The organism is Polaribacter sp. KT 15 (genome assembly GCF_900143115.1).
GTDB lineage: Bacteria > Bacteroidota > Bacteroidia > Flavobacteriales > Flavobacteriaceae > Polaribacter > Polaribacter marinaquae.
The window spans coordinates 419,735-442,425 of sequence record NZ_LT670850.1 but is presented as its reverse complement, the minus strand read 5'-3'; the positions used below and the strand labels follow the sequence as shown (position 1 = coordinate 442,425).

Sequence of the window (22,691 nt, the reverse complement as noted above, 5' to 3'; positions counted from 1 at the left end):
ATTACAAAAAAACGCAATCAAATTAATGATTGCGTTTTAGTATCTTTTTCTTTTTTTGGGGGATTTTATTCTTTTACAAATCTTTTTAAACCAATATTATTATCGATTGTTGTTATTTTTAAAAGGTAAATGCCGGTACTAAGTTTGCTAGTATTTATTGTTTTTAGTTTGCTAAAAAGTACTTTTTGTCCTTGTAAGTTGTAGATTTCTGCTAATTTGATATCTTCATTTAACTTGATGTTTAAAACATTTACTGTTGGATTAGGATACACAGAAAACGCTATTTTATTAATGTCGCTTAAACCTGCTACTGCAGATGCGCCAAACTCATAAGCTCCTAAATCTACAGTGGTATCAAATATTCTTGTATTGCCAAGTATATCTGCATTAATATCTGCAGGTACTTTAGAATTATCACCCATGTTTATGGCAGGAGAATTTGCTTTTAAACTAAAATCTGTTGCACTAGTAAATAATGGATCTGAAGTTATAATGTTTTGTTTATATGTAACTTTAGAAAAACCATCTGAATCTAAACTATTACTTACTAACATATTTGTAATATCTGGGTATGCATCATTTCCGTTTCTACCCAAAGCAGGTACAATATTGCCATTACCATCTGTATTGTTCCAGAAAATACTGTTAGAAATATCTGTTTTTATAACTCCTTTGGTTTGCCCAACGGTTATAACAGGTAAGTCATTACCGGCAGAGGGCACTCTATTACCTGTATTATTAACAAAAGTATCATTTATAAATTTTGCATTTACTGTACATGCACCCTGATCATTTCTAAACCAAAATACACCAGAGCCGTTTACATTATCTATTATGTTGCTATCATATAACATATTTACACTGGTAAAATTTAATATTTTTCCAGAAAGAGTTCTGCTGTACAATGCATTTGCAAATGCTGCTAAATTATTTTTAAAAATTGAATTTGAAAATAATATTGATACGTTAGCCGAAGGATCTATACTTTTAATACTACCAGCTCTTTGGTTGATATTATTAGAAATAATGCTATTATTTAGCACAAAGTTTTTTACAGTTGGTAAAAGCGTTATAGCACTTCCTTCTTGTTCATTTTGTGTACTACCATTTGCATTTGCATTTGTAATTGTAAAACCATCTAATAATACATCTTCTGCACTTACTTTTACAATGTTGTAAGTGTTTTCTGCCATTGTAGTGTTGTTAAATGCCAATGCACCAGAATCATCATTATTTAAATCGCCAGATAATATTGTTGGATTACTAGAAATATCTCTTTCAGAAATAGAGGTTTCTGATCCATCAAAACCACCATATAGTTTTAAGTTATTATTAGATATAATGTTAAAAGATTCACTTCTGTCTGTTGTACTTGCATAATATGTGCCTTTTGCAACCCAAATTTCTTCAGTTAAACTAGTAATATTTTGTAAAGCACTTTGTAAACTAGGGTTTGCATTTGTCCAAGAGCTACCATTTCCATTTACATTCGGCGAGTTTTTATCTACATAAATTATAGGTTGATTAGCAGGTTTAATTATTGAAAACTTCTTAACGGAAGCTTTAGAACCATCTAAATATACTACATAAATAGAACCATCTATTTTATCGATAGCCATGTTTATAAAGAAGTTAGCGCTACTATTACTATCAATACTAGTTGCTGGTAAATTAGACCAGCTATCTGTAATAGAATTATAACTCTGAAAAGCAATATCAGCAGAATTTTTTTCTGCATACATAACATATAATTGATTATTTACAAAGTTTTTTCTGAATTGAACAATTTCATTTACTGCACCAATTCTTTTTACCTCTGTTGTATTATTGTAAATTACAACCTCATTAGCAGGTTCTGTTATACCTGTAGTGCTGTTATATCTTGCAGATACATCAAAGGCGGCAACAAAATCATTATCAGAAATTCCAGAAATATTTTTTAAAGTGATTTCTGTTCCTCCACCGTAAGAACGTGGTCTTATCGTAAAATCTGTTATACCATATCTATCTACTGATATTTTATGAATTTCCCATTCACTTCTAGATTGATAGACTCTATTTGCAATGTAGTATTTGTTAAAAGCATTAAAATCAAATTTATTTTCGGTACCATAATATTTCGGAGTAGTATATTTAGTAATTGGACCCGACATTTTCTTTTCAACTACTACCAATCTATCATTGCTTTCATGTCCAGAAAATCGCATGTCACCCGCGGCGTTAAATTGAATTTGAACTTTATGGTTTTTAAGCGTAACATTATAATTCATTATTAAAGACCATGCTGTTCCATCAAATGTATAGGCGTACAAAGTAGAATCAGTTGTGTCTCTATATGCAACAACAGGTTGATTGTTAACCGGATTAATGGCTAAAGCGATATTTATTGCATTTTCACCAACTAAAGTGCCTTGAGAAACCCAGTTTGTACCATCAAACTTTTTAACAGAAATTTTGCTAGAACTTAGAGGTTCTACAATAGCAACATATGGATCACCGGTAGATGGGTCTGTTGCTATGACGGCGTCAGAAGCAAAGTTGGTAAATTGTGTTGTACCAACTTGAGACCAGTTTTGTCCAAAAGTTGTTACCGTTACAAATAACACTAATAATAGTAATTTTAATTTCATTTTTTCTTTTTTTAATTTGTTGATGTAAAAATGAAAAAAGTACTAGTTGTTAGAGTAAATTATTTAGTGAACCGTTTAAAAAATTTAGTGAACTGTAATTTTTAATTAAATTGTTTAAAATGTGTTGTTAATCATTTTTAAGAATGCATCTTTTCTATCTCTAGCAATTGGTATGGTTCTTTTATTTTGCATAACAATGTGTATTCCGTCTTTTTTAATAAGTTCGTCCATAAATTTTAAATTAATTAAATAAGAACGGTGTGGTTTGTAAAAAAGAGGTTTGTCTGCTAATTGATCTGTAAAATGCTTTAAAGTTTTACAAATAGTTTCTGATGATCCATTTACCAAGTGTACTTTAGTGTATACACCATCTGCTTCAAAAAATAAAATTTTGTCATGCGATATAAACTTAATACCACGAGGTAAGTCTAACGCAATTTTATTAAGAGCTAATTGCTGAAAAGATTTTTCTAAAGTCAATATTTTATCTTTTACCGATAAGTTTTCTGATATTACTTTTACTTTATTTACAGCAGATTTTAGTTCATCAGAATCTATGGGTTTAAGTAAATAATCTACTGCAGAAGTTTTAAAAGCCTCAATTGCATATTGATTGTAGGCAGTTGTAAATACTATTTTAAAATCTATAGGTTCACCTTTAAAATAATCTAAAATTTCTAAACCAGATTGTTGTGGCATTTCTATATCTAATAAAATTAGTTGAGGTTTTTTTGATTTTATGATAGATACACCTTCGCTTAAATTAGTAGCTTGATAAATATTTTCTACACCATTGCATTCTTCTTCTAGTAATGTAGCTAAAACATTTCTAGCATGACTTTCATCATCTATTATTAAAACTTTCATAAAATTATTGTATTGGTATTGTAAGAATTATTTTAGTTCCCGTTGGTTTGTTATCATCGGCTACTTTATCTATAATTTCTATTTCTATTTTTTCTGTTGTTGTAGAGTTTATTAGATCTATTCTTTTTTGATTTGCTTTTGTTGCAAAAGATTTAGGAAATTTAGTTCTTTTCTTTATAATCTCAGAAGCATTTCTACCAATTCCGTTATCATCAACAGTACAAATAATTTTTTTGTTGGTTGAATTTAGTGAAAAATTTAAATTTAAAATTTTGCTACCTTTTTTATGTAATAAACCATGTTTTATGGCATTTTCTACATAAGGTTGTATAAATAAAGACGGTACAAATATTGTTTTTGTGTTTATTTCATCATCTATAAAAATGGTAAAAATAAGTTCGTTATTAAATCTATCTTTTTCTAATTCTAAATAGAGTTTTAAAGCTTTTATTTCTTCTTCTAAAGTGATATTTGTTTCTTGACTGTGTTCTAAATAGGTTCTAATTAATCTAGAAAATTTAACTAAATACTGTCTCGCTAATTTTTTTTCGTTTAAAATGATGTAATCCTGAATGGAATTTAAAGCGTTGAATATAAAATGAGGATTCATTTGAGATCTAAGGTTTTCTAATTGAGAAAAAACCAAAGCTTTACTAATTCTCTCTTTTTCTAATTCTTTTGCTTGTAATCTTTTTAGCCTTTTTGTTTTTGTGTTTACATAAGTAATCGTTAGCAATACAATTAAAAGGAAACCTATTAAAATAAACCACCATCTTTGATAAATTGGGGCAAGTACTTCAAAATTTAGTTCTATTGTTTTCGAATAATTTTTACTGAATTTGTTTTTTGCACGTAATTGAAAGATATAATTACCAGGTGCCAAATTTATGAATTTAACAAAATCTACTTCTTCTCTTAAAATCGTCCAATCTTTATCTTTTGCAAATTTGTATTCGTAAATAATGTGTTTTACAGATTGAAATTCTTTTGTGTTAAAACTAATATCAACATTGCTTTTATTGTGGTCTAAAACATATTTTTTTTTAATTTCTACTGGTTTTTCTTGAATAGAAATCTTTGTAAGATATATAGAAGGAGGTTCCTTTTGCTTAAAAATTTTAGTTTTATTAAAGCCATAAACACCTAGATTATTGGTGTAAATTAAAAAATCTCCTAAAATTTCTAAATCTTTAATTTTGTAAGAATTTATACCGTCTTGCTTGGTTAGTACTTTTACTTCATTTAAGTTGCTGTTATAGTATTGCAAACCTTTATCTGTAGAAATCCATAAACCTTCATTATCTGCACTGATGCAATTAATGTCATTAGATGCAAGACCATTCGTTTCATTTAAATGATAAATAACTTTATTGTTTTTAATACCTAAAATACCGTTATCATAAGTAGCAACCCATATTAAACCATTGTTTGTTTCTACAATATTAAAACCATAAATAGGTTTGTTTTTGTAGGTAATATTTGGTTCTTTTAAATAATTTTCATCATAAACTTTTAAACCTTCTACATCTGCCAAAAATATTTTTTTATTTGTTGCAGAATAAATAGACTCGTGTGATCTAATATTACTTATTGTGTAATTATTTTTAGGATTCACAATTTTTGTACCTGATGAAGAACTTATAAGAAACGTAGTGTCATTAACAAAAGCAACAGATTTTATAGATCCAAATTTAGTTATCTCTTTTTTCTTGCTATAATTATTAGAATACACCAGGTTTTGATAATCGGAAAAGTATAAAAGTGTATTGTTGCTTTTATTATAATCTAAAGCTCGTATGGGTGTTTCATCTATAATTAAATTTTTATGTAGCTTATTAGTTTTGATATTTAACTCTAATAATTCGCCATTTCTTTTAGCTAAATAACAAATCGAATCATTTTTTTGCTCTATTATTTGTACGTTCTTAAAAGTATTAAATTGCTTTAAATTTTTATTAGGTATTACAAAAACACCATTTTTTAATGTGGCAACCCAAATGATATTATTTTTGTCTTCAATAATATCTGTTATCATTTTATCTTTTAAAAAATGAGTTGTAAGAATTAATTTACCTTGATGAGATTCTGTGATAAAAACTCCTTTATTTGTAGCTAAATATAATTGATTATTGATGTTTGTAATCCTACTAATTTTAGAGTTTTTAATTTTTTTAGGAAGTTTAATTTGTGTTGTAGATTTATGGTCTATATCTACAGAAACCAATAAAGACCTGTTTAATATATTGTCTTTAAAAGCAATAAAGACTTTGTTGTTTGCTTTTGTAAAATGAGAGAAAAATGTAATATTTTCTTTGGTTTTTAATTTAAAACTAGATTTTTTAAGTAAGGTATCTAGTAAAACAATATTATTATCTCTATTTAAAAACAGATATTGATTAGGCATTGTGATTCCAATACTAGTTGTATTTGCATTTTTATAAATAGATTTGATTTCTTTTGTTTTAATATTTATAGAGAGAATGTTGTCTCTTTGTCTTATTAAAAGTTTTTTATTGAAAAAAATATAGTCTGCCAGTTGACCTTTTAATTCTTTTTGATAATCATTAAATAAAACCAGTTTATTATTTTCTACATAAAAAAACTGGCCTGCAATATTATTACACCAAACTCTTCCTTCTGGACCAATTTTTAGGTTAAATAGAGATCGACCTTTTTTATCTGGATGAGAAAATTGCTTAAATACTTTACCATCATATCTATGCAATCCTTTATCAGATGCAAACCAAATAAATCCTTCTTTATCTTCTTTCATAGAATAAAATTCTATGTCTGGTAAACCATCTTTATCTGTTAAATGTATAGATACTGGTTCTTGTGCGTTACTAGAAATAGCATTACAAATAATAAGAAATAGATATAAAATTCTTAATAATTTCAATAGGATTTATATTTGGTTATAAATTTACTAATTTAAATATTTTTGTTTTCAATTTTTTAGTGAAGCGTTTATTTCTTGTAATGAGTTGTTATTTATTTTAAATTATTTAAGAATCTAAAGTTTGTTAAAATAAAAAACGCAATCAAATTAATGATTGCGTTTTAAAATATTTAAAGAATATAATTTTCTTTTTTTGAATAAGTGCTAAAATTAAATTAGCAAAAGTGATTTACTTAAAATTTCTAATGAAATTTTGTTATCTGCTTACTTTACTTCTTCGAAATCTACATCTTCTACATTGTCACCTTGATCTGCATTACCAGCTTCTGGTTGACCTTGTTGTGCACCTGCATCTGCGCCACCTGCAGCTTGTTCAGCAGCATACATTTCTTCAGAAGCAACTTTCCAAGCTTCATTTATCTTTTCCATAGCAGCATCAATTTGTGCTAAGTCTTTAGATTCATGTGCAGCTTTTAATTCTACTAAAGCAGCTTCAATTGGTCCTTTTTTATCATCAGATAATTTATCACCAAATTCTTTTAATTGCTTTTCTGTTTGAAAGATCATAGAATCAGCTCCATTTACTTTTTCCGCAGTTTCTTTAGCAGCTTTATCAGCTTCTGCATTAGCTTCAGCATCTTGTCTCATTTTTTCGATTTCTTCTTCAGATAAACCAGAAGAAGCTTCGATTCTAATTTCATGAGATTTGTTTGTACCTTTATCTAAAGCAGAAACTTTAATAATACCATTGGCATCAATATCAAAAGTTACTTCAATTTGAGGTACACCTCTTTGTGCTGGTGGTAAACCATCTAAATGGAAACGACCAATTGTATTGTTGTCTGCTGCCATTGCTCTTTCACCTTGTAAAACGTGAATTTCTACAGAAGGTTGGTTGTCTACAGCAGTAGAAAATACTTGAGATTTTTTTGTAGGAATAGTTGTGTTTGCATCTATCAATTTAGTGAAAACATTCCCCATTGTTTCGATACCTAAAGATAAAGGTGTAACATCTAATAATAATACATCTTTAACATCTCCAGATAGAACTCCACCTTGTATTGCAGCACCTAAAGAAACAACCTCATCTGGGTTTACTCCTTTACTTGGTGATTTTCCAAAGAATTTTTCTACAGCTTCTTGTATTGCAGGTATTCTAGTAGAACCACCAACTAAAATAATTTCATCTATTTCAGAAGTTGATAAATCAGCATTTTTTAATGCAGTTTTACATGGCTCAATAGTTCTTTTAATTAAATCATCAATTAACTGCTCAAATTTAGATCTGCTTAAAGTTCTAACTAAGTGTTTAGGACCGCTTGCAGTTGCAGTAATATAAGGTAAGTTAATTTCTGTTGAAGCAGAAGAAGATAATTCAATCTTCGCTTTTTCTGCAGCTTCTTTTAAACGTTGTAAAGCCATAGGATCTGTAGTTAAATCCATGTTTTCATCAGCTTTAAATTCTGCAGCTAACCAATCGATAATTTTAGCATCAACATCATCTCCACCTAAATGCGTATCACCATCTGTAGCTAAAACTTCAAAAACTCCGTCTCCTAATTCTAAGATAGAAACATCATGTGTACCACCACCAAAATCAAAAACAACAATTTTTTTATCATCATTAGCTTTGTCCATACCATAAGCTAAAGCAGCTGCAGTAGGCTCGTTAATAATTCTTTCTACTTTTAAACCAGCAATTTCACCTGCCTCTTTAGTAGCTTGTCTTTGTGCATCGTTAAAATATGCAGGTACTGTAATAACTGCAGAAGTTACATCAGATCCTAAATAATCTTCAGCAGTTTTTTTCATTTTTTGAAGAACCATTGCAGAAATTTCTTGAGGTGTATATAAACGACCATCAATATCTACTCTAGGTGTATCATTATCTCCTTTTACTACTTTATAAGGTACTCTTTTAACTTCGTTAGAAGATTCAGAAAATTTATTACCCATAAAACGTTTAATAGAAGAAACTGTTTTTGTTGGGTTTGTTACTGCCTGTCTTTTTGCAGGGTCACCAATTTTACGTTCTCCTCCTTCTACAAAGGCAACAATAGATGGTGTAGTTCTTTTTCCTTCAGCATTAGGAATTACAACTGGCTCATTTCCTTCCATTACAGAAACACAAGAGTTTGTTGTTCCTAAATCGATTCCAATTATTTTACTCATAATAATTATTTTATATTAATTTTTTAAATTCAATTTTACATTCACACTATAGTCAAAGGGTGTGCCAACTGGTTATTTATTATGAAATGTCAGTTTTTTTTAAAAATGACGAATTATTTATGTGACATTATGACATAAATTGTGTCTAATTTATTGAACACAAAGAATATTTGAATACAATTTTAAATTCCTTATATTTGGATAGTTCAATTAATTTTTTAAAAAATAAAGAAAAAATCATGAGTAAATTTGACGAGAAAGTAGCACAGTATTCTAAGTTTATGGACGAAAAAGGTCTAAGTTATGATGCTGATTTATTAAAAGCAGTAACTAAAGGTTTAGGGCCATCTATTTATAAAAGAGATGCAGAAACTGTGTCTGGTTCTGATGCAAAAGAATTATTAACTGTTAAGAAAAATTTCTTAATGAAGAAGTTAGGTTTAGAAGATGGACCAAAATTGGACGAAGCTATTGCTAAAGTTGTAGATGCAATAGGTAAATCTGAAAGAAATAAATACAGAGCAGTTGTTTACTATATGTTAGCTAAAGAGTTTAATAAAGAGTCTGTTTACGGAATGTAGAAATATATCTTTTTAAATTATATAAAAAAATCCAACTCATTGAGTTGGATTTTTTACATTTACAGCATATTTATTAATCATTTTTACGAATGTCGCAATTTATTAGTGTTTTTGATATGTTAAAGATTGGCGTTGGCCCATCTAGTTCACATACTTTAGGTCCTTGGCGCGCTGCAGAACAGTGGGTTAAAACGTTAAGAGAGCATAATCTTTTAGAAAAGTTAGATGCTGTAAAAGTAGATTTGTACGGTTCTTTATCTTTAACAGGTAAGGGGCACGCCACAGATTTGGCAATTTTATTAGGTTTAAGTGAAGCAGACCCTGAGTACATACCTATCGAAGACGTTTTTATTATTGTTGATAGAATTAATACACAAGAAGAGCTTTATTTTAAAGGAGGTAAAACAGTACCTTTTTACAAGGATTCTATAGTTTTTAATAGAGATTTTTTACCTTTTCATTCCAATGGTGTTACTTTTCGAGGTTTTTGTAAAGGTGAAGAAATTTCTACCGAAACTTATTTTTCTATTGGTGGAGGCTTTATTGTTCAAGAAAATGATCATTTAGAAGAAGAGATAGAAATCAATAAAAAGAATTTTCCGTATCCAATAAATAGAGCGATACAGTTAGAAGAATATTGTGAAAAAGAAAACTTATTAATTTCTGATATTGTTTTTAAAAATGAATTAGAAATAAATTCCGCAGAAAAAATAGACGCAGAATTGTCTAGAATTTGGGATACAATGTTAGAGTGTATGTATATTGGTTGTCATACAGAAGGTACGTTACCCGGTGGTTTAAATGTAAAGAGAAGAGCTTTTGGCACACATCAAAAATTAATAAAAGACGCGACTTATAAAAATCCACAAGAATGGATTAAGGCAATTCGAAGTACAGAAGTTAAGTTTAGAGAAATTTTAAAATGGGTAAGCTGTTTTGCATTATCTGTTAACGAAGTAAATGCATCTTTAGGAAGGGTAGTTACAGCACCAACAAATGGAAGTGCAGGTGTTATTCCGGCAGTATTGATGTATTATTTGGTTATTGAAAATCATGAAGCAGATTTTAAACAAATTAAACAATTCTTATTAACTGCGGGAGAAATTGGTAGTATTTTTAAGAAAAATGCTACGATTTCTGCAGCTATGGGTGGTTGTCAAGCAGAAATTGGTGTTTCTTCTGCAATGGCTGCGGGTGCATTAACAGAATTGTTAGGCGGTACACCAGCTCAATCTTTATCAGCAGCAGAAATTGCAATGGAACACCATTTGGGTTTAACTTGCGATCCTATTGCTGGTTTGGTACAAGTGCCTTGTATAGAACGTAATTCTATGGGCGCAATTAAAGCGATTCATGCAGCAGAAATTGCATTAGAAACCAATCCTAAAGAATCTTTAGTGCATTTAGATAAAGTGATTGATACTATGTGGGAAACTGCGAAAGACATGAATAAGAATTACAAAGAAACATCAGAAGGTGGTTTGGCTGTAACCGTAAGAATGGTAGATTGCTAATTTTTAGGAGTATTTAATTTTTTATCAATAAAATAAGAAATTGAAACTCCTAAAAGATATGCTAAAAGATCTAACCAATCGAAAGTTGCGCCTAAAACTGTAACCGCTATTTTGTTATTTTGTAAACCAAGAATTTCTATCAATTTTAAATATTGTAAAAGCTCTATGGTAAATGAGAATATTAAAACGCCAAGAGCTAATTTTAAAGCGTTACCCTTGTAAAATATTCTACAAAAAGCAAACAGTAAAACGGTTGCCAATACATCGCCTATAAAAGGTCTAATAAATTGATCTCTTACAAATAAAGCAATTAAAATTTCTACAAAAAATATTAGTAAAAAGAATAAAAGATATTTTTTATTGATTTGCATTATCTTGTAAAAACCAAATCGTTACCAGAAGAGATTTCTTCAGAAAAACGATATTTATCTACATTAAATCCTTTTAAATCCTCTATAGTTTCAACATCGTTTTCTATAATATAGCGTACCATTAAACCACGAGCTTTTTTGGCATAGGTCATAATTGTTTTATACTGTCCGTTTTTAAAATCTTTAAAAACAGGTGTTATCATTGGTACTTTTAATGTTTTTTTAGGTAAAGCCTTAAAATACTCTGAGCTTGCTAAATTTACAAGCAATTCGTCATCAGTTAATTCGTTATTAAGAGAATCTGCTAAGTCATTATCCCAAAACTTATATAAGTTTTCTGTTCTACCTACCTTTAATTTTGTTCCCATTTCTAAACGATATGGTTGAATTAAATCTAAAGGTTTTAATAAACCATACAAGCCAGAAAGAATTCTAAGTTTATCTTGTAAAACGGGTATTTTATCTTCTTTTAAAGTTGTTACATCAATTCCTTGAAAAACGGCTCCGGTAAAAGAATAAATTGCTTGTTTTGCATTTTCTTTTGTGAAAGGAGTGCTCCAAGCTTGGTTTCTATCATAATTAAGTGCAGCTAAATCATCGGAAATTTTCATTAATTCTGATAATTTATTTTTAGAAATCGATTTTAATTTTTTACTCAATTTTTCAGATTTATCTAAAAAACGTGGTTGTGTAAAGATTTCTGTAGATGCTTTGCTTTCAAAATCTAAAGACTTTGCTGGTGATATTATGATTTTCATTTTATTTAAAATTGAAAAATTAGAATTGTAATTTTGTTTGATAAAAGTACAAATGATTGTGTTAAATTTAAAAGATTATAAGTAGTAAATTCTGATATTTGTATCGATAAAATTTATTTATCTTCACTAATAAAAATTATAGTTTTTAATGATAAGAATTAGTAAAAACATTACGTACAAAGAGTCTCGTTTTTATCAGTATATAAAAAGACATCAAAAATACGCGCCTTTACTTTTTTTTATAGGTGGTTTTACTTGGGATTCTTTAACACTTGGTAGAATTGATCGTGTTTATGATATCGTAATACTATGCACTTATATATCGCTTTTAACAGCTAGTATTTACATTTATAATTTGGTTGATGGTGACAAATGGAAAAATACTTTTTTTAGAAAAAATGAAGCGTATTTACCTTTAGCCATTCAGTTTTTTTTAGGAGGATTAACAAGTGCGTATGTAATTTATTTTTCTAGAAGTGTTTCTTTATCTAAGACCGCATCTTTTTTTCTCATTTTACTTTTTTTATTGTTTGCAAATGAATTTTTTAAGAAAAGAGTTTCAAATAAATACTTGCAATTTGGTGCTTATTTTTTTGTAAATTTTACTTTTTTGAGCTTTTTTATTCCGGTGATTTTAAAAAAAATGAATACAGAAATATTTATTATTTCTGGTTTAATAAGCCTAGTATCTACATTTTCACTAATAATTTTAGTTTATAAAAATAGTTACTCTACAAGAGTAGCAATGGTAAAGTGGAAAATGATTGGTTTAATTTTTAGTATTTACATACTTATAAATACTTTTTATTATTTCAGATTAATTCCGCCTGTGCCACTAGCACTAGATAAAGGTGTAGTTGCACACAATATTCAAATACAAAATGGTAATTATAAAGTTTCTTATGAAATAGACAATTGGTATATCTTTTGGCGAGATCATAAAATAGATTTCAATAGAACTATAAACAAACCTGTATATGTTTTTACTTCGATATTTGCACCAACAGATTTAAAAAAGAAAATATATCATCAATGGAAATGGTATAATAAAACTTTAGATAGTTGGCAAAATCTAGATAAAATTGGCTTTGAAATTACCGGCGGAAGAGACAATGGTTATAGAGGCTACAGTTATAAAAACAACGTAAAAGATGGTATGTGGAAGGTAGAGGTAATTACAGAAGAAGATTTGGTTTTAGGTGTCGTAGATTTCAACATAAAAACAGGTAAATCCTCTAAAAAAACCAACTTAAAAGTTAGAGAATTTTAATACAATATAATTTGTAGATTTTCTATCTGTTTAAAAATTCATATTTTTAACAAATCATTCAAATTCATTCAACTTTATAGATTTAAAAAAATTATTTTAAATCTTAAATACATCAATCATGAAAAAAATTACAATACTATTATTCTTGTTTGTTTCAGTATCACTTTCAGCACAAACAGACGCAAAAATTTACGATATTATTAATGCTGTTTCTGCAGATAGAATTAAAGCTGATGTTAAAAGGTTAACAGAATTTGGTACTCGTAATACATTTTCTGATACCATTTCTAACACACGCGGTATTGGCGCTGCAAGAAGATGGATAAAGTCTGAATTCGAATCTATTTCTAAAGACTGTAACAATTGTATTGATGTGTTTTATCAGAAAGATTTTGTTACCAAAAAAGGAAACGGAAGAGTGCCACATGATGCTTGGGTTGTAAATGTTGTTGCGGTTCAAAAAGGAACAAAATATCCAAACAAATATGTTATTATGAGTGGTGATATAGATTCGAGAGCTAGTAATACTATGGATTTTACAACGGATGCACCCGGAGCAAACGACAACGCATCTGGAATGGCAGGAACCATTGAAGCGGCAAGAGTTTTAAGTAAATATAAATTTGAAAGTAGTATTATTTATGTTGGTCTATCGGGTGAAGAGCAAGGTCTTTTTGGAGGTGCAGGTTTAGCCAAATATGCAAAAGATAATAATTGGGATATTATCGGAATTTTAAACAATGATATGATTGGTAATATCGAAGGAGTTGATGGAGTAATTGATAACAGATCTTTTAGAATTTTTTCTGAACCAGTACCAGCAAATGAATCTGAAAGACAAAGAAGAATGAGACGTTTTTATGGTGGAGAAGTAGATGGTATTTCTAGGCAGTTGGCAAGATATATTCATAATAATGTAAAAACATATATGCCAGAAATGAATCCGATGATGATTTATAGATTGGATAGATTTGGTAGAGGTGGGCATCATAGACCTTTTAACGATTTAGGTTTTGCAGGAATTAGAATCATGGAAGCTCATGAAAATTATACACAGCAGCACCAAGATATTAGAACCGAAAACGGAATTAATTATGGTGATACTTTTGAACATGTTAATTTTCCGTATGCTAAAAAATTAACTGCTGTAAATGCAATTAATTTAGCAAGTTTGGCATGGGCACCAGAAGCTCCTAAAGAAGTTGCCATTGGCGGAATTGTACAAGCTAGTGCAAAATTAAAATGGAGTAAAGTTGACGGAGCTAAAGGTTACAAGATTTATTGGAGAGATACAACTTCACCAACCTGGGATCATTCTAGATATGTAGAAACTACAGAGTTTACTTTAGAAGGTATTGTTATAGATAATTTCTTTTTTGGTGTTTCTGCAGTAGGAGAGAACGGTCATGAAAGTGTTGTAGTTTTTCCGAATAAAATATGGAGATAAAGTGATTTTTAGAATTTTAATTATTGGTTTTTTATTGGTCTCGTGTTCAGAAACATATAAAAAACCAAATTATATTAAATTCAATCTAACTACAGATTCAATTTTTGTAATTACCAAAAACAAGAATGTTTCTCCTATATTTATTAAAATAGTAGATAAAACTGCCAAAGAACAGTTTATAGATATTGATAAGAAGAGTGAAAAAGTCTTATTAAAATTCAATAAATCTGTTGTTGATACCAATTATGTATTAGAGCATTACAAATTCTATGGTTATTATGGTATTTCTAATTTAAAGAATTATGATACGCTTTATAATTACCAATTGCCTTTTTTAAAAGGGAAACGTTATAGAGTTTTACAAGGTAATTTTGGCAGTTATTCTCACTATAAAATAACATCAAAATATGCTATAGATTTTAAAATGAAAATTGGGCAAGAAGTATGTGCTATAAGAGATGCCATAGTTGTAGATGTAAAAAATCATTTTGAAAAAAATGGTACAAGTAAAAAGTATCTAAACAAAGCAAATGTTGTTTTTGCAATGCATAAAGACGGTACTTATGTTCAATATGCGCACTTTAAGAAAAATGGCGTGTTAGTTAGTAAAGGTGATTCGATTAAAAAAGGTCAAATTATTGGTTATTCTGGTAATACAGGTTTTTCTTCAGAACCGCATTTGCATTTCACTATTTATAAGCCAACAAAAAATGGTTTGGTTTCAATTCCGTTTATACTAGATAGTATACCAAGTTCTAAATACAAGAAAGGTAAATACGCATTACATAATTAATGTAATAATTATATCAAACTAAAAGCATTAATTTCTTTTGCTGAAATAACAGGATTTGCACCTTCATTTGCAGCTACCAAAGCACCAACAGCACAGGCGAAGTTTATAGAATCTTGTGGTGTAGCACCATTTCGCAATTTACTAATTAAAGAAGCTAAAAAAGAATCGCCAGAACCTACAGTATCTTTAACCTTAATTCTATAACCGCTATTGTAAAATAAACAATAGTTGTACAATAAAACGGCACCGTGTTCTCCTTTTGTAACACAAATATGTTTTGTTTTTGTTTTTTCTGATATAAAATGAATATTCTGTTCTAAATTATTAAATTTTGAACCTAGAAAATCAGAAATTTCATAGAGTTCATCATCATTAAATTTAATAAAATCTGCTTTGTACATTAAATCTATTAAAACCTCCTTCTGATAAAAAGGAGCTCTTAAATTAACGTCGAAAATTTTATAATTAGATAATTCTAATAGTTTAAATAAAGTTTCTTTAGAAACGTTGTCTCTTGTTATTAAACTTCCAAAAACAAAGGCATCAGCTTGTTTTACTAAGTTTTCTGATGCTTTTGTATAAGGTATTTTGTCCCATGCTTTTGGTTGTGGAATGCTATAAGTTGCCGAACCTTTATTATTTAATGTTACATTGACTTCGCCAGTATTGTAATCATTTAAAATAGAAACTGCGTCTAAATTAATTTTTAAATCTTCTATTAATTTTAAGATAGGTTTTGCTAACTCATCATTACCAACGGCAGTTATTATTGCTACATTATTATGAAAAGACTTTAACCTATTGGCAACATTTAAAGGAGCGCCTCCAATTTTTTTATGAGTATCAAAAACATCCCATAAAACTTCACCAAAACACACAAATTTTGTCATAGAATATTAAAATATATTAGTTTCCATTGTTTGTTGATTTATAGAGCTGTTAAAAATAGTCAACATTCTTTTAGCAATACCTGTCCAACCAAAATTTCTTCTTGCAAAACGAGCTCCTTCCACAGACATTTCGTTTCTTAAATTAGGATACAAGAGCGGCATTGCCATCATTGCGCCAAACTCTGTTGGTCTATGCGGATCTGCAAATAAAGCTTGATTTCCAAAATCTATTAAATCGCACAAACCACCATGCACAGTTACAACACTTGGCGTACCACAAGCCATTGCTTCAATTGCAACCATACCAAAAGGTTCGTATCTAGAAGGCATTACAAAGATACTTGCAGATCTGTATACGTTTGCTAAATCTTCATCAGAAATATAATTTTTCCATTTTATTTTATCTGTAATACCAAGTTCTTCTGCCAATTCTTTCAATTTTTCAATACCATCTCTGTCTTGCTGAGAGTCTCCACCAATTGCAGCGACCAATCTCGCTTCCGGACACAATTCAAATACGGTTGGTAAAGCATGTAGAAGTAAATCGTATCCTTTATTATGCGCCATTCTTCCTAATGCTAAAATATCGGTAGGTTTTATATCGTATTTTAAACGAATCTTGTCATTTTCTTTTGAAGGAACAGGAAAAAATCGATTCTCGTCTATTCCAGGAGGAATCATACTGCAGTTTCTAGACAAAACATCGTATTGCTGAATTAATAAATCTACTTGAGGTAACGTTGTTGCAATTACATAATTACACATTTGATACACAAAATATTCTTTTCTAATACGTTCTTTAAATCGGTAGGTTTTTTCCATTTCCTTTTCGTCCATATCACTTCCCATGGTGTGCTGTTTCCACCAACCCAAAGAATGTGGTGTATGAACGTGACAAATACCTAATTCTTCTGCTATTTTCTGTCCTGCCCAACCAGCATCCCAATAATGAGAATAAACAACATCATATTTTTTATTCTCTTTTTTGATGGCTGCTAAAGTGTTTGTAACAAACTTTTTAAGATGGTCGTGCATATCTTCTTTTCGGATGAATTTTTTTCCACCAAAAGGAATCCTCCAAATATTAAAATTATCATCTACATGATCGTATTCTGGTTGGTCTTCAAATTGTCTTGTTACTAAATCTACACGTTTGCCTAATCTACTAAACCTGTCTGCTAATTCTAAAACATATACTACTTGGCCTCCTGTATCTGGTTTTCCTAGTTCTGCATTTGCTCCAACATACCCATGTAAAGAGATCATTAAAATCGATTTCATATTTTTATTTTTTTGTATTGATTATTTTTAAATTACTACACGCAGAAATATATTGTGCGGCAGACCAAGCTTGGTAAGCTTTACCCATTGGTTTACCTGTTGTACCATGAGCCCATTCTGTAAATTCCCATTCGTCTGTTATACCTTCTTTATTGATAAGCGCAAGCTTGTAAAGTTCTGCAATTGCGATATCTCTAAAACCAAGTTTGTTAACAAATTTCACCCAAAAGCCACCAACAAAAGGCCAAATTCCGCCGTTGTGGTAATGGTTTGGTAGATTTAAAAGATTTACGGTATAGTAAGGTTTCCAATCTGGGTCTCCAGGACTAACTACTGGGTAAACGTTGGCAACAGGAAAAGGATCATTTACACCAACACCCAACATAAATTTAAATGTTTGATGCGCTTTTTCTGCATCTATTGTGCCATGTAAAAAGGCTAAAATATTACCTAAAGTATCACAACGCCAACTAAAATCGAAAGGTGTAGTTTGTGCTATTAAATAAGAAGTATCACCAAGTGTAAATTGTTTTTCTGCAAATGATACAGATTGAAATAATTTTTGCTGCGTAGAAGGCCAAAAGTTTTGAACGATTTCTTTTTTAATTACTTGAGACCACCTAATATATTCACCAGCTTCTTCATGATTACCTAACATTTCTAACATTCTACCAAAGCAAACGTTAGATCTGTACCATAAAATCTCATCATATAAAATGTTATAACTTCTTCCAAATAGATCGGTCCAATCACCAGCTTCTGGTATTTCTAAAAGTGCATCGTTATTACTATCGTGTGCACCTAACCAACGCATGGTTTCTTTAATGGCATCAATGTATTTTCTTAAAAAGGCAATATCTTTTGTAACATTTACATATTCATAAAATGCAATAACTACCCAAATTCCGCTATCGATAGAGCAAATTCCGCCTACACCAGAATAATCTGGTTCTTCATTTTTTAAGCGAACATTGGCAGGTATTTGTCCGTTTCTAGAAATATGTTCTAATAACGTAATTAATGTTTGTCTTTGACATTGATGAATTTCTTCATCATCTATTAAAGAAAGAGAACCAATTACTGTAATTGCGCCATCTCTTGCCCAAACGCTGTGGTAATTTTCGTCGGTGCCGTTTGGTATATTATCTTTAATAGAACAAGCCGAAAAACCAAGTGGTGTAATATTTTTCTTTAAAGCTTCTATCGCTTTTATGTATCCTTCTTTAATTAAGGCAATTTTTTCATCTGTATCTTCTTGTGCTATATTTTCCTTTTCCCTTTTTATAAAAAAGTCATCAGAATGATCTATTACAATATCTTTAATGGCTTTTTCAGGAAATATTCCGTAGAAAATTAACCCTTCTATAACACCATCTCCTTTTGTTTTTTCTGTGTGATAAACTTTTTTATGTTTTGTATAAATATATAGTTCTTCATGTGCATTAGAAACAACAATACCATAGACGTTTTTAAGGTCGAACATGGCAGAGTCATTACCACTATCTCCAGCAACTAAAACTTGGTTTGTAGAAATTTTTAGTTTTTTAAGTAGCCATTGCAAGGCGTTACCTTTGTTTGCCCATTTTGGTAAAATATCTAAAAACTTATTACCAGAATATACAACGTTAACATCCATGTTGGCATCTATAAAATCTTGCTCTATACTTTCTATAAGTTCTGTGTTTGCATCATGAAAAAAGTAACTTCTCTTATAAGAATGTTGAAATTTGCTTGGTTGATCGCTAATAGGGTGTTCTATTTTTTTAACAATGTTTTCTACAGCATTTAAATTCCATCCATCATCTAAAACATCATTAAACTCTTTAATTACAGCTTTGTCTTTAAAATTATAAATATGTGTACCAACACCAGAAATAATATAATCGGGTTCTGGTAAAATGTTTTTATTAATAAGATGTAAAACATCATCTATTAAACGCCCAGTGTTATATGTAAGAATTGTTTTGTTATTTTTTCTGTACTTATCCCAAACTTTTTTGAAATTACTTTTGTAGGTATGAAAATCGATTAATGTGTTGTCTATATCAAAAGATAAAAGCTTTATTTCATTTTCAATTTTTAAGTTATTTACGCTCATTTTAGTGTAATTTTTAAGTAGAAAATTATATTTTTCTCTTAAATTATTAAAAATTAACAGGTTAGGCAAGGCGCAAAGAGCTTAAGATTTAATTTTTATGATTGTGATAATTAAGCCTATCAAAAAATACTATATAAGGAATATTAAGGGGAGTAGAATCGTATTTTAAAAATGACGAAGAATTGTGTGTTTAATAATTAAGTATCTTTATTTACCTAATTATTAAAACTCTTTAAATTGAAAAAATAAGTGTCTTTTTTTAAATTGATAGTACTATCAATTTAAATAAAAGTATAGAAGAGGTTGTGAAGTCTTTTATTTCGGTTTTAGATATAGATTATCCGAAGGTATTTAATTCATTAAAAAGACCTCACAAATTTTTATATCTGTAAGGTCTTTAAGTAAATTATAATCCGTTTATAAAATTACCATAAGGATCTTTAAATTGAGTACCTTCTGTAAAACGTTGTTTGCTTAATTTTTTATACTCTACCAAAGCCCAAAGAACAAATTCTTTCATAAAATAAGTATCTGTATCATTCATGTTTGGTTGATACTTTGTAATTAATTTTTGCAAGGGTTCTATTTTATCTAATTCACTTTTGTATCGTTTATCAGAATAATCATCTAATAACTCAAAATCAGTATCAATATTAAAAAACCAAGAAACAATAGTGTCATAAGGAGATTCTTCTTCTTGTTTTTCTAATTTTTTAATTTCAGGAAAATAATCAGGAAAAAGATTTTTAATAGCAGTTCTAATTAATTTTTCTGCAACTACGTGTGCACCTTCCTGTTCACCTTCATAAACCAATTCTACTTTACCAGTAATGGCAGGTATAATTCCATCAAAATCGCTTAAACGAATCATTGTTCTTGAATCGCCAGATATAATGGCTCTTCTTTCTGCAGTACTTAATAAGTTTTCGAATGCAGAAATACTTAATCTTGCACTTACACCACTTTTAGCATCTATATATTCGCTATCTCTAGCTTCAAAAACAATTTGCTCTAATAAATCTTTAGCTAGTTCTGGTACTTCTATAAACTCTTTTTGTGATGCTACTTTATTTGCTTCTTGTGCGGTAATTATTTTAGCTGTTTCTATATCTGCAGGATAATGTGTAAGAATTTGAGAACCAATTCTATCTTTTAAAGGTGTAACAATACTACCTCTGTTTGTATAATCTTCTGGATTTGCTGTAAATACAAATTGCATATCTAGAGGCAAGCGTAATTTAAAACCACGAATTTGAATATCTCCTTCTTGTAGAATATTAAATAAAGCAACCTGAATTCTAGCTTGTAAATCTGGCAATTCATTAATTACAAAAATACAACGGTTTGCTCTTGGTATCATTCCGTAATGAATAACTCTGTCATCTGCGTAACTTAGTTTTAAATTGGCAGCTTTAATAGGATCTACATCACCAATTATATCTGCTACAGTAACATCTGGCGTTGCTAATTTTTCTGCAAAACGTTCGTTTCTATGCAACCAAAAAATAGATGTGTCATCTCCTTTTTCTTTGATTAATTCTACTGCAAATCTAGATATTGGGTTTAAAGGATCATCATTAATTTCAGAACCTTTTACTACCGGAATGTATTCGTCTAACAAGGTCAACATCAATCTTGCCAATCTAGTTTTTGCTTGACCACGTAAACCTAATAAATTGATGTTATGTTTACTTAAAATAGCTCTTTCTAATTCTGGTATTACTGTATTTTCATATCCATGTACACCTTTAAAAATGGTTTCTTTATTCATCATTTTACTGATGAGGTTTTCTCTTAATTCATCTTTTATAGATTTCGATTCGTATCCAGATTTTTTTAAATCTCCTAGTGTATTTATGCCGCTTATATTCATTTGAGTTTTCTTTTACTTGCAGTAATTAATATTTTATAGTTCTATTTTTACTACTTGTATTATTTATCCTTTAATTCTTTTTTTTCTATTGGTTTCGTAGTCTTCAAAAATCATTTCTCCTAAACCTTTTAAACCGGTATAAAACGCTTTACCTTGATTTGCTTGGGTAAATGCTCTAACAAATTGCATTAAATACGGATCTTGTGCAATCATGAAAGTTGTGATAGGAATGTGTAATTTTCTTGCTTGTTGTGCCATTGCATAACATTTGTTTACAATGTATTTATCTAAACCATTACTGTTTTTATAATATTGACCATCGGGTAAACGCAAGCAACTTGGTTTTCCGTCGGTAATCATAAATATTTGTTTGTTGGTGTTTCTTTTTCTTCTTAACAAATCCATAGCTAAATTTAAACCCGCAACCGTATTTGTGTGATAAGGACCAACTTGTAAATATGGTAAATCTTTAATTTTGATAGACCAAGCATCGTTACCAAAAACGATAATATCTAAAGTGTCTTTTGGGTATCTTGTTGTAATTAATTCAGCCAAAGCCATGGCAACTTTCTTAGCAGGCGTAATTCTGTCTTCGCCATACAAAATCATAGAATGACTAATGTCTATCATTAAAACAGTACTCATTTGGCTTTTATGCAGCGTTTCTTCTACAACTAAATCATTTTCTGTAAGATTAAAATCGTTAATTCCGTTATTAACTTGTGCGTTTCTTATACTTTCTGTCATAGAAACCTTGTCTAAGGAGTCTCCAAATTGATATGCTCTAAAATCACCAGTATGTTCATCTCCAATTCCTGGCGATTTACTTTTATGATTACCAGCACCGCTTCTTTTAATTTTACCAAAAATATGATTTAACGCTTGTTGTCTAATAGCACGCTCTGTTTTTGCAGTAATTTTTGTTCCGCCAACTCCATTACCATCGATTTCTTCTTTGATGTAACCTTTCTTTTTTAGGTCTTCTACAAAATCATCAATCGTATAATTTTCATCGGTTAATTTATACTCTACATCCAAAGATCTTAACCAATCGATGGCTTCATCAAAATCACCAGAAGTATGTGTAATTAGTTCTTTAAATATTTCGAAAAGTTTTTCAAAAGGAGAGATGTTTTCTGCTTCGTAAGATTTAAAAACAAATCCTTTTCTTATTTTATTTTTTTTCATCATAATAAAAATACAACATTTAGTTATTTTAAATCTTTCTAAAAAGTTAATTTAAAAAC

The 22,691-nt window shown here is 29.4% G+C and carries 16 protein-coding genes; 5 read left to right on the top strand and 11 right to left on the bottom strand.

The genetic code is table 11. From position 1 onward, the window contains the following. Positions 1–65: 65 nt before the first annotated feature. The 4 genes from B5464_RS02105 to dnaK all read right to left on the bottom strand — a co-directional run bounded on the left by B5464_RS02105 (position 66) and on the right by dnaK (position 8,568). A complete protein-coding gene (locus tag B5464_RS02105; protein WP_079736999.1) occupies positions 66–2,630 on the bottom strand; it encodes a T9SS type A sorting domain-containing protein in 2,565 nt (854 codons plus the stop codon). A 114-nt stretch (positions 2,631–2,744) separates the two neighbouring features. Next, positions 2,745–3,497: a LytTR family DNA-binding domain-containing protein gene (locus B5464_RS02100; protein WP_077809770.1), complete on the bottom strand. Its 753-nt coding sequence runs from the start codon at positions 3,495–3,497 to the stop codon at positions 2,745–2,747. Between the two features lie 4 nt (positions 3,498–3,501). Continuing rightward, positions 3,502–6,396: a sensor histidine kinase gene (locus B5464_RS02095; protein ID WP_079736998.1), complete on the bottom strand. Its 2,895-nt coding sequence runs from the start codon at positions 6,394–6,396 to the stop codon at positions 3,502–3,504. Positions 6,397–6,660: 264 nt separating this feature from the next. After that, the gene (gene dnaK / locus B5464_RS02090; RefSeq protein WP_077809768.1) at positions 6,661–8,568 is read right to left on the bottom strand and encodes a molecular chaperone DnaK; all 1,908 of its coding nucleotides are present in this window, start codon (positions 8,566–8,568) and stop codon (positions 6,661–6,663) included. A gap of 239 nt (positions 8,569–8,807) precedes the next feature. On the opposite strand from dnaK, the gene B5464_RS02085 reads away from it, so the two are divergent. Both B5464_RS02085 and B5464_RS02080 read left to right on the top strand, forming a co-directional pair. Next, a complete protein-coding gene (locus tag B5464_RS02085) occupies positions 8,808–9,149 on the top strand; it encodes a DUF2853 family protein (RefSeq protein WP_077811369.1) in 342 nt (113 codons plus the stop codon). Between the two features lie 89 nt (positions 9,150–9,238). Next, a complete protein-coding gene (locus B5464_RS02080) occupies positions 9,239–10,663 on the top strand; it encodes an L-serine ammonia-lyase (protein ID WP_079736997.1) in 1,425 nt (474 codons plus the stop codon). Here the strand turns inward: B5464_RS02080 and B5464_RS02075 are convergent. After that, entirely contained in the window at positions 10,660–11,034 is a 375-nt protein-coding gene (locus B5464_RS02075; protein WP_079736996.1) for a DUF2809 domain-containing protein, read from the bottom strand. The two genes, B5464_RS02080 and B5464_RS02075, sit on opposite strands and share 4 nt — an antisense overlap. Next, complete coding sequence (yaaA, locus tag B5464_RS02070) at positions 11,034–11,792, bottom strand: peroxide stress protein YaaA (RefSeq protein ID WP_079736995.1); 759 nt, start codon at positions 11,790–11,792, stop codon at positions 11,034–11,036. The genes B5464_RS02075 and yaaA overlap by 1 nt, the downstream gene beginning before the upstream one ends. Before the next feature lie 148 nt (positions 11,793–11,940). Between yaaA and B5464_RS02065 the strand changes: the two genes are divergently transcribed. The 3 genes from B5464_RS02065 to B5464_RS14545 all read left to right on the top strand — a co-directional run bounded on the left by B5464_RS02065 (position 11,941) and on the right by B5464_RS14545 (position 15,302). Then, complete coding sequence (locus tag B5464_RS02065) at positions 11,941–13,062, top strand: DUF2914 domain-containing protein (protein WP_079736994.1); 1,122 nt, start codon at positions 11,941–11,943, stop codon at positions 13,060–13,062. A gap of 118 nt (positions 13,063–13,180) precedes the next feature. Beyond that, the gene (locus tag B5464_RS02060) at positions 13,181–14,509 is read left to right on the top strand and encodes a M28 family peptidase (RefSeq protein ID WP_079736993.1); all 1,329 of its coding nucleotides are present in this window, start codon (positions 13,181–13,183) and stop codon (positions 14,507–14,509) included. A gap of 1 nt (position 14,510) precedes the next feature. Beyond that, positions 14,511–15,302 (top strand): M23 family metallopeptidase, encoded by a 792-nt coding sequence (locus B5464_RS14545; RefSeq protein ID WP_079736992.1) that lies wholly within the window; start codon positions 14,511–14,513, stop codon positions 15,300–15,302. 8 nt (positions 15,303–15,310) lie between these two features. Here B5464_RS14545 and B5464_RS02050 read toward each other — a convergent pair whose 3' ends face one another. The 5 genes from B5464_RS02050 to B5464_RS02030 form a co-directional block, all read right to left on the bottom strand. After that, positions 15,311–16,192 (bottom strand): PfkB family carbohydrate kinase, encoded by an 882-nt coding sequence (locus B5464_RS02050; RefSeq protein ID WP_079736991.1) that lies wholly within the window; start codon positions 16,190–16,192, stop codon positions 15,311–15,313. Positions 16,193–16,198: 6 nt separating this feature from the next. Then, entirely contained in the window at positions 16,199–17,473 is a 1,275-nt protein-coding gene (locus B5464_RS02045) for a glycosyltransferase (protein WP_079736990.1), read from the bottom strand. Positions 17,474–17,477: 4 nt separating this feature from the next. Then, positions 17,478–19,571: an HAD-IIB family hydrolase gene (locus B5464_RS02040; RefSeq protein ID WP_079736989.1), complete on the bottom strand. Its 2,094-nt coding sequence runs from the start codon at positions 19,569–19,571 to the stop codon at positions 17,478–17,480. 406 nt (positions 19,572–19,977) lie between these two features. Next, a complete protein-coding gene (locus B5464_RS02035) occupies positions 19,978–21,444 on the bottom strand; it encodes a magnesium chelatase (RefSeq protein WP_079736988.1) in 1,467 nt (488 codons plus the stop codon). Between the two features lie 63 nt (positions 21,445–21,507). Next, positions 21,508–22,632 (bottom strand): VWA domain-containing protein, encoded by a 1,125-nt coding sequence (locus tag B5464_RS02030; protein ID WP_077809759.1) that lies wholly within the window; start codon positions 22,630–22,632, stop codon positions 21,508–21,510. Positions 22,633–22,691: the final 59 nt, after the last annotated feature.

Bases quoted from the DNA above. Each gene is read 5' to 3' on its own strand.
- B5464_RS02105 (WP_079736999.1), bottom strand. From the start codon at position 2,630: ATGAAATTAAAATTACTATTATTAGTGTTATTTGTAACGGTAACAACT.
- B5464_RS02100 (WP_077809770.1), bottom strand. From the start codon at position 3,497: ATGAAAGTTTTAATAATAGATGATGAAAGTCATGCTAGAAATGTTTTA.
- dnaK (WP_077809768.1), bottom strand. From the start codon at position 8,568: ATGAGTAAAATAATTGGAATCGATTTAGGAACAACAAACTCTTGTGTT.
- B5464_RS02085 (WP_077811369.1), top strand. From the start codon at position 8,808: ATGAGTAAATTTGACGAGAAAGTAGCACAGTATTCTAAGTTTATGGAC.
- B5464_RS02080 (WP_079736997.1), top strand. From the start codon at position 9,239: ATGTCGCAATTTATTAGTGTTTTTGATATGTTAAAGATTGGCGTTGGC.
- B5464_RS02075 (WP_079736996.1), bottom strand. From the start codon at position 11,034: ATGCAAATCAATAAAAAATATCTTTTATTCTTTTTACTAATATTTTTT.
- yaaA (WP_079736995.1), bottom strand. From the start codon at position 11,792: ATGAAAATCATAATATCACCAGCAAAGTCTTTAGATTTTGAAAGCAAA.
- B5464_RS02065 (WP_079736994.1), top strand. From the start codon at position 11,941: ATGATAAGAATTAGTAAAAACATTACGTACAAAGAGTCTCGTTTTTAT.
- B5464_RS02060 (WP_079736993.1), top strand. From the start codon at position 13,181: ATGAAAAAAATTACAATACTATTATTCTTGTTTGTTTCAGTATCACTT.
- B5464_RS02050 (WP_079736991.1), bottom strand. From the start codon at position 16,192: ATGACAAAATTTGTGTGTTTTGGTGAAGTTTTATGGGATGTTTTTGAT.
- B5464_RS02045 (WP_079736990.1), bottom strand. From the start codon at position 17,473: ATGAAATCGATTTTAATGATCTCTTTACATGGGTATGTTGGAGCAAAT.
- B5464_RS02040 (WP_079736989.1), bottom strand. From the start codon at position 19,571: ATGAGCGTAAATAACTTAAAAATTGAAAATGAAATAAAGCTTTTATCT.
- B5464_RS02035 (WP_079736988.1), bottom strand. From the start codon at position 21,444: ATGAATATAAGCGGCATAAATACACTAGGAGATTTAAAAAAATCTGGA.
- B5464_RS02030 (WP_077809759.1), bottom strand. From the start codon at position 22,632: ATGAAAAAAAATAAAATAAGAAAAGGATTTGTTTTTAAATCTTACGAA.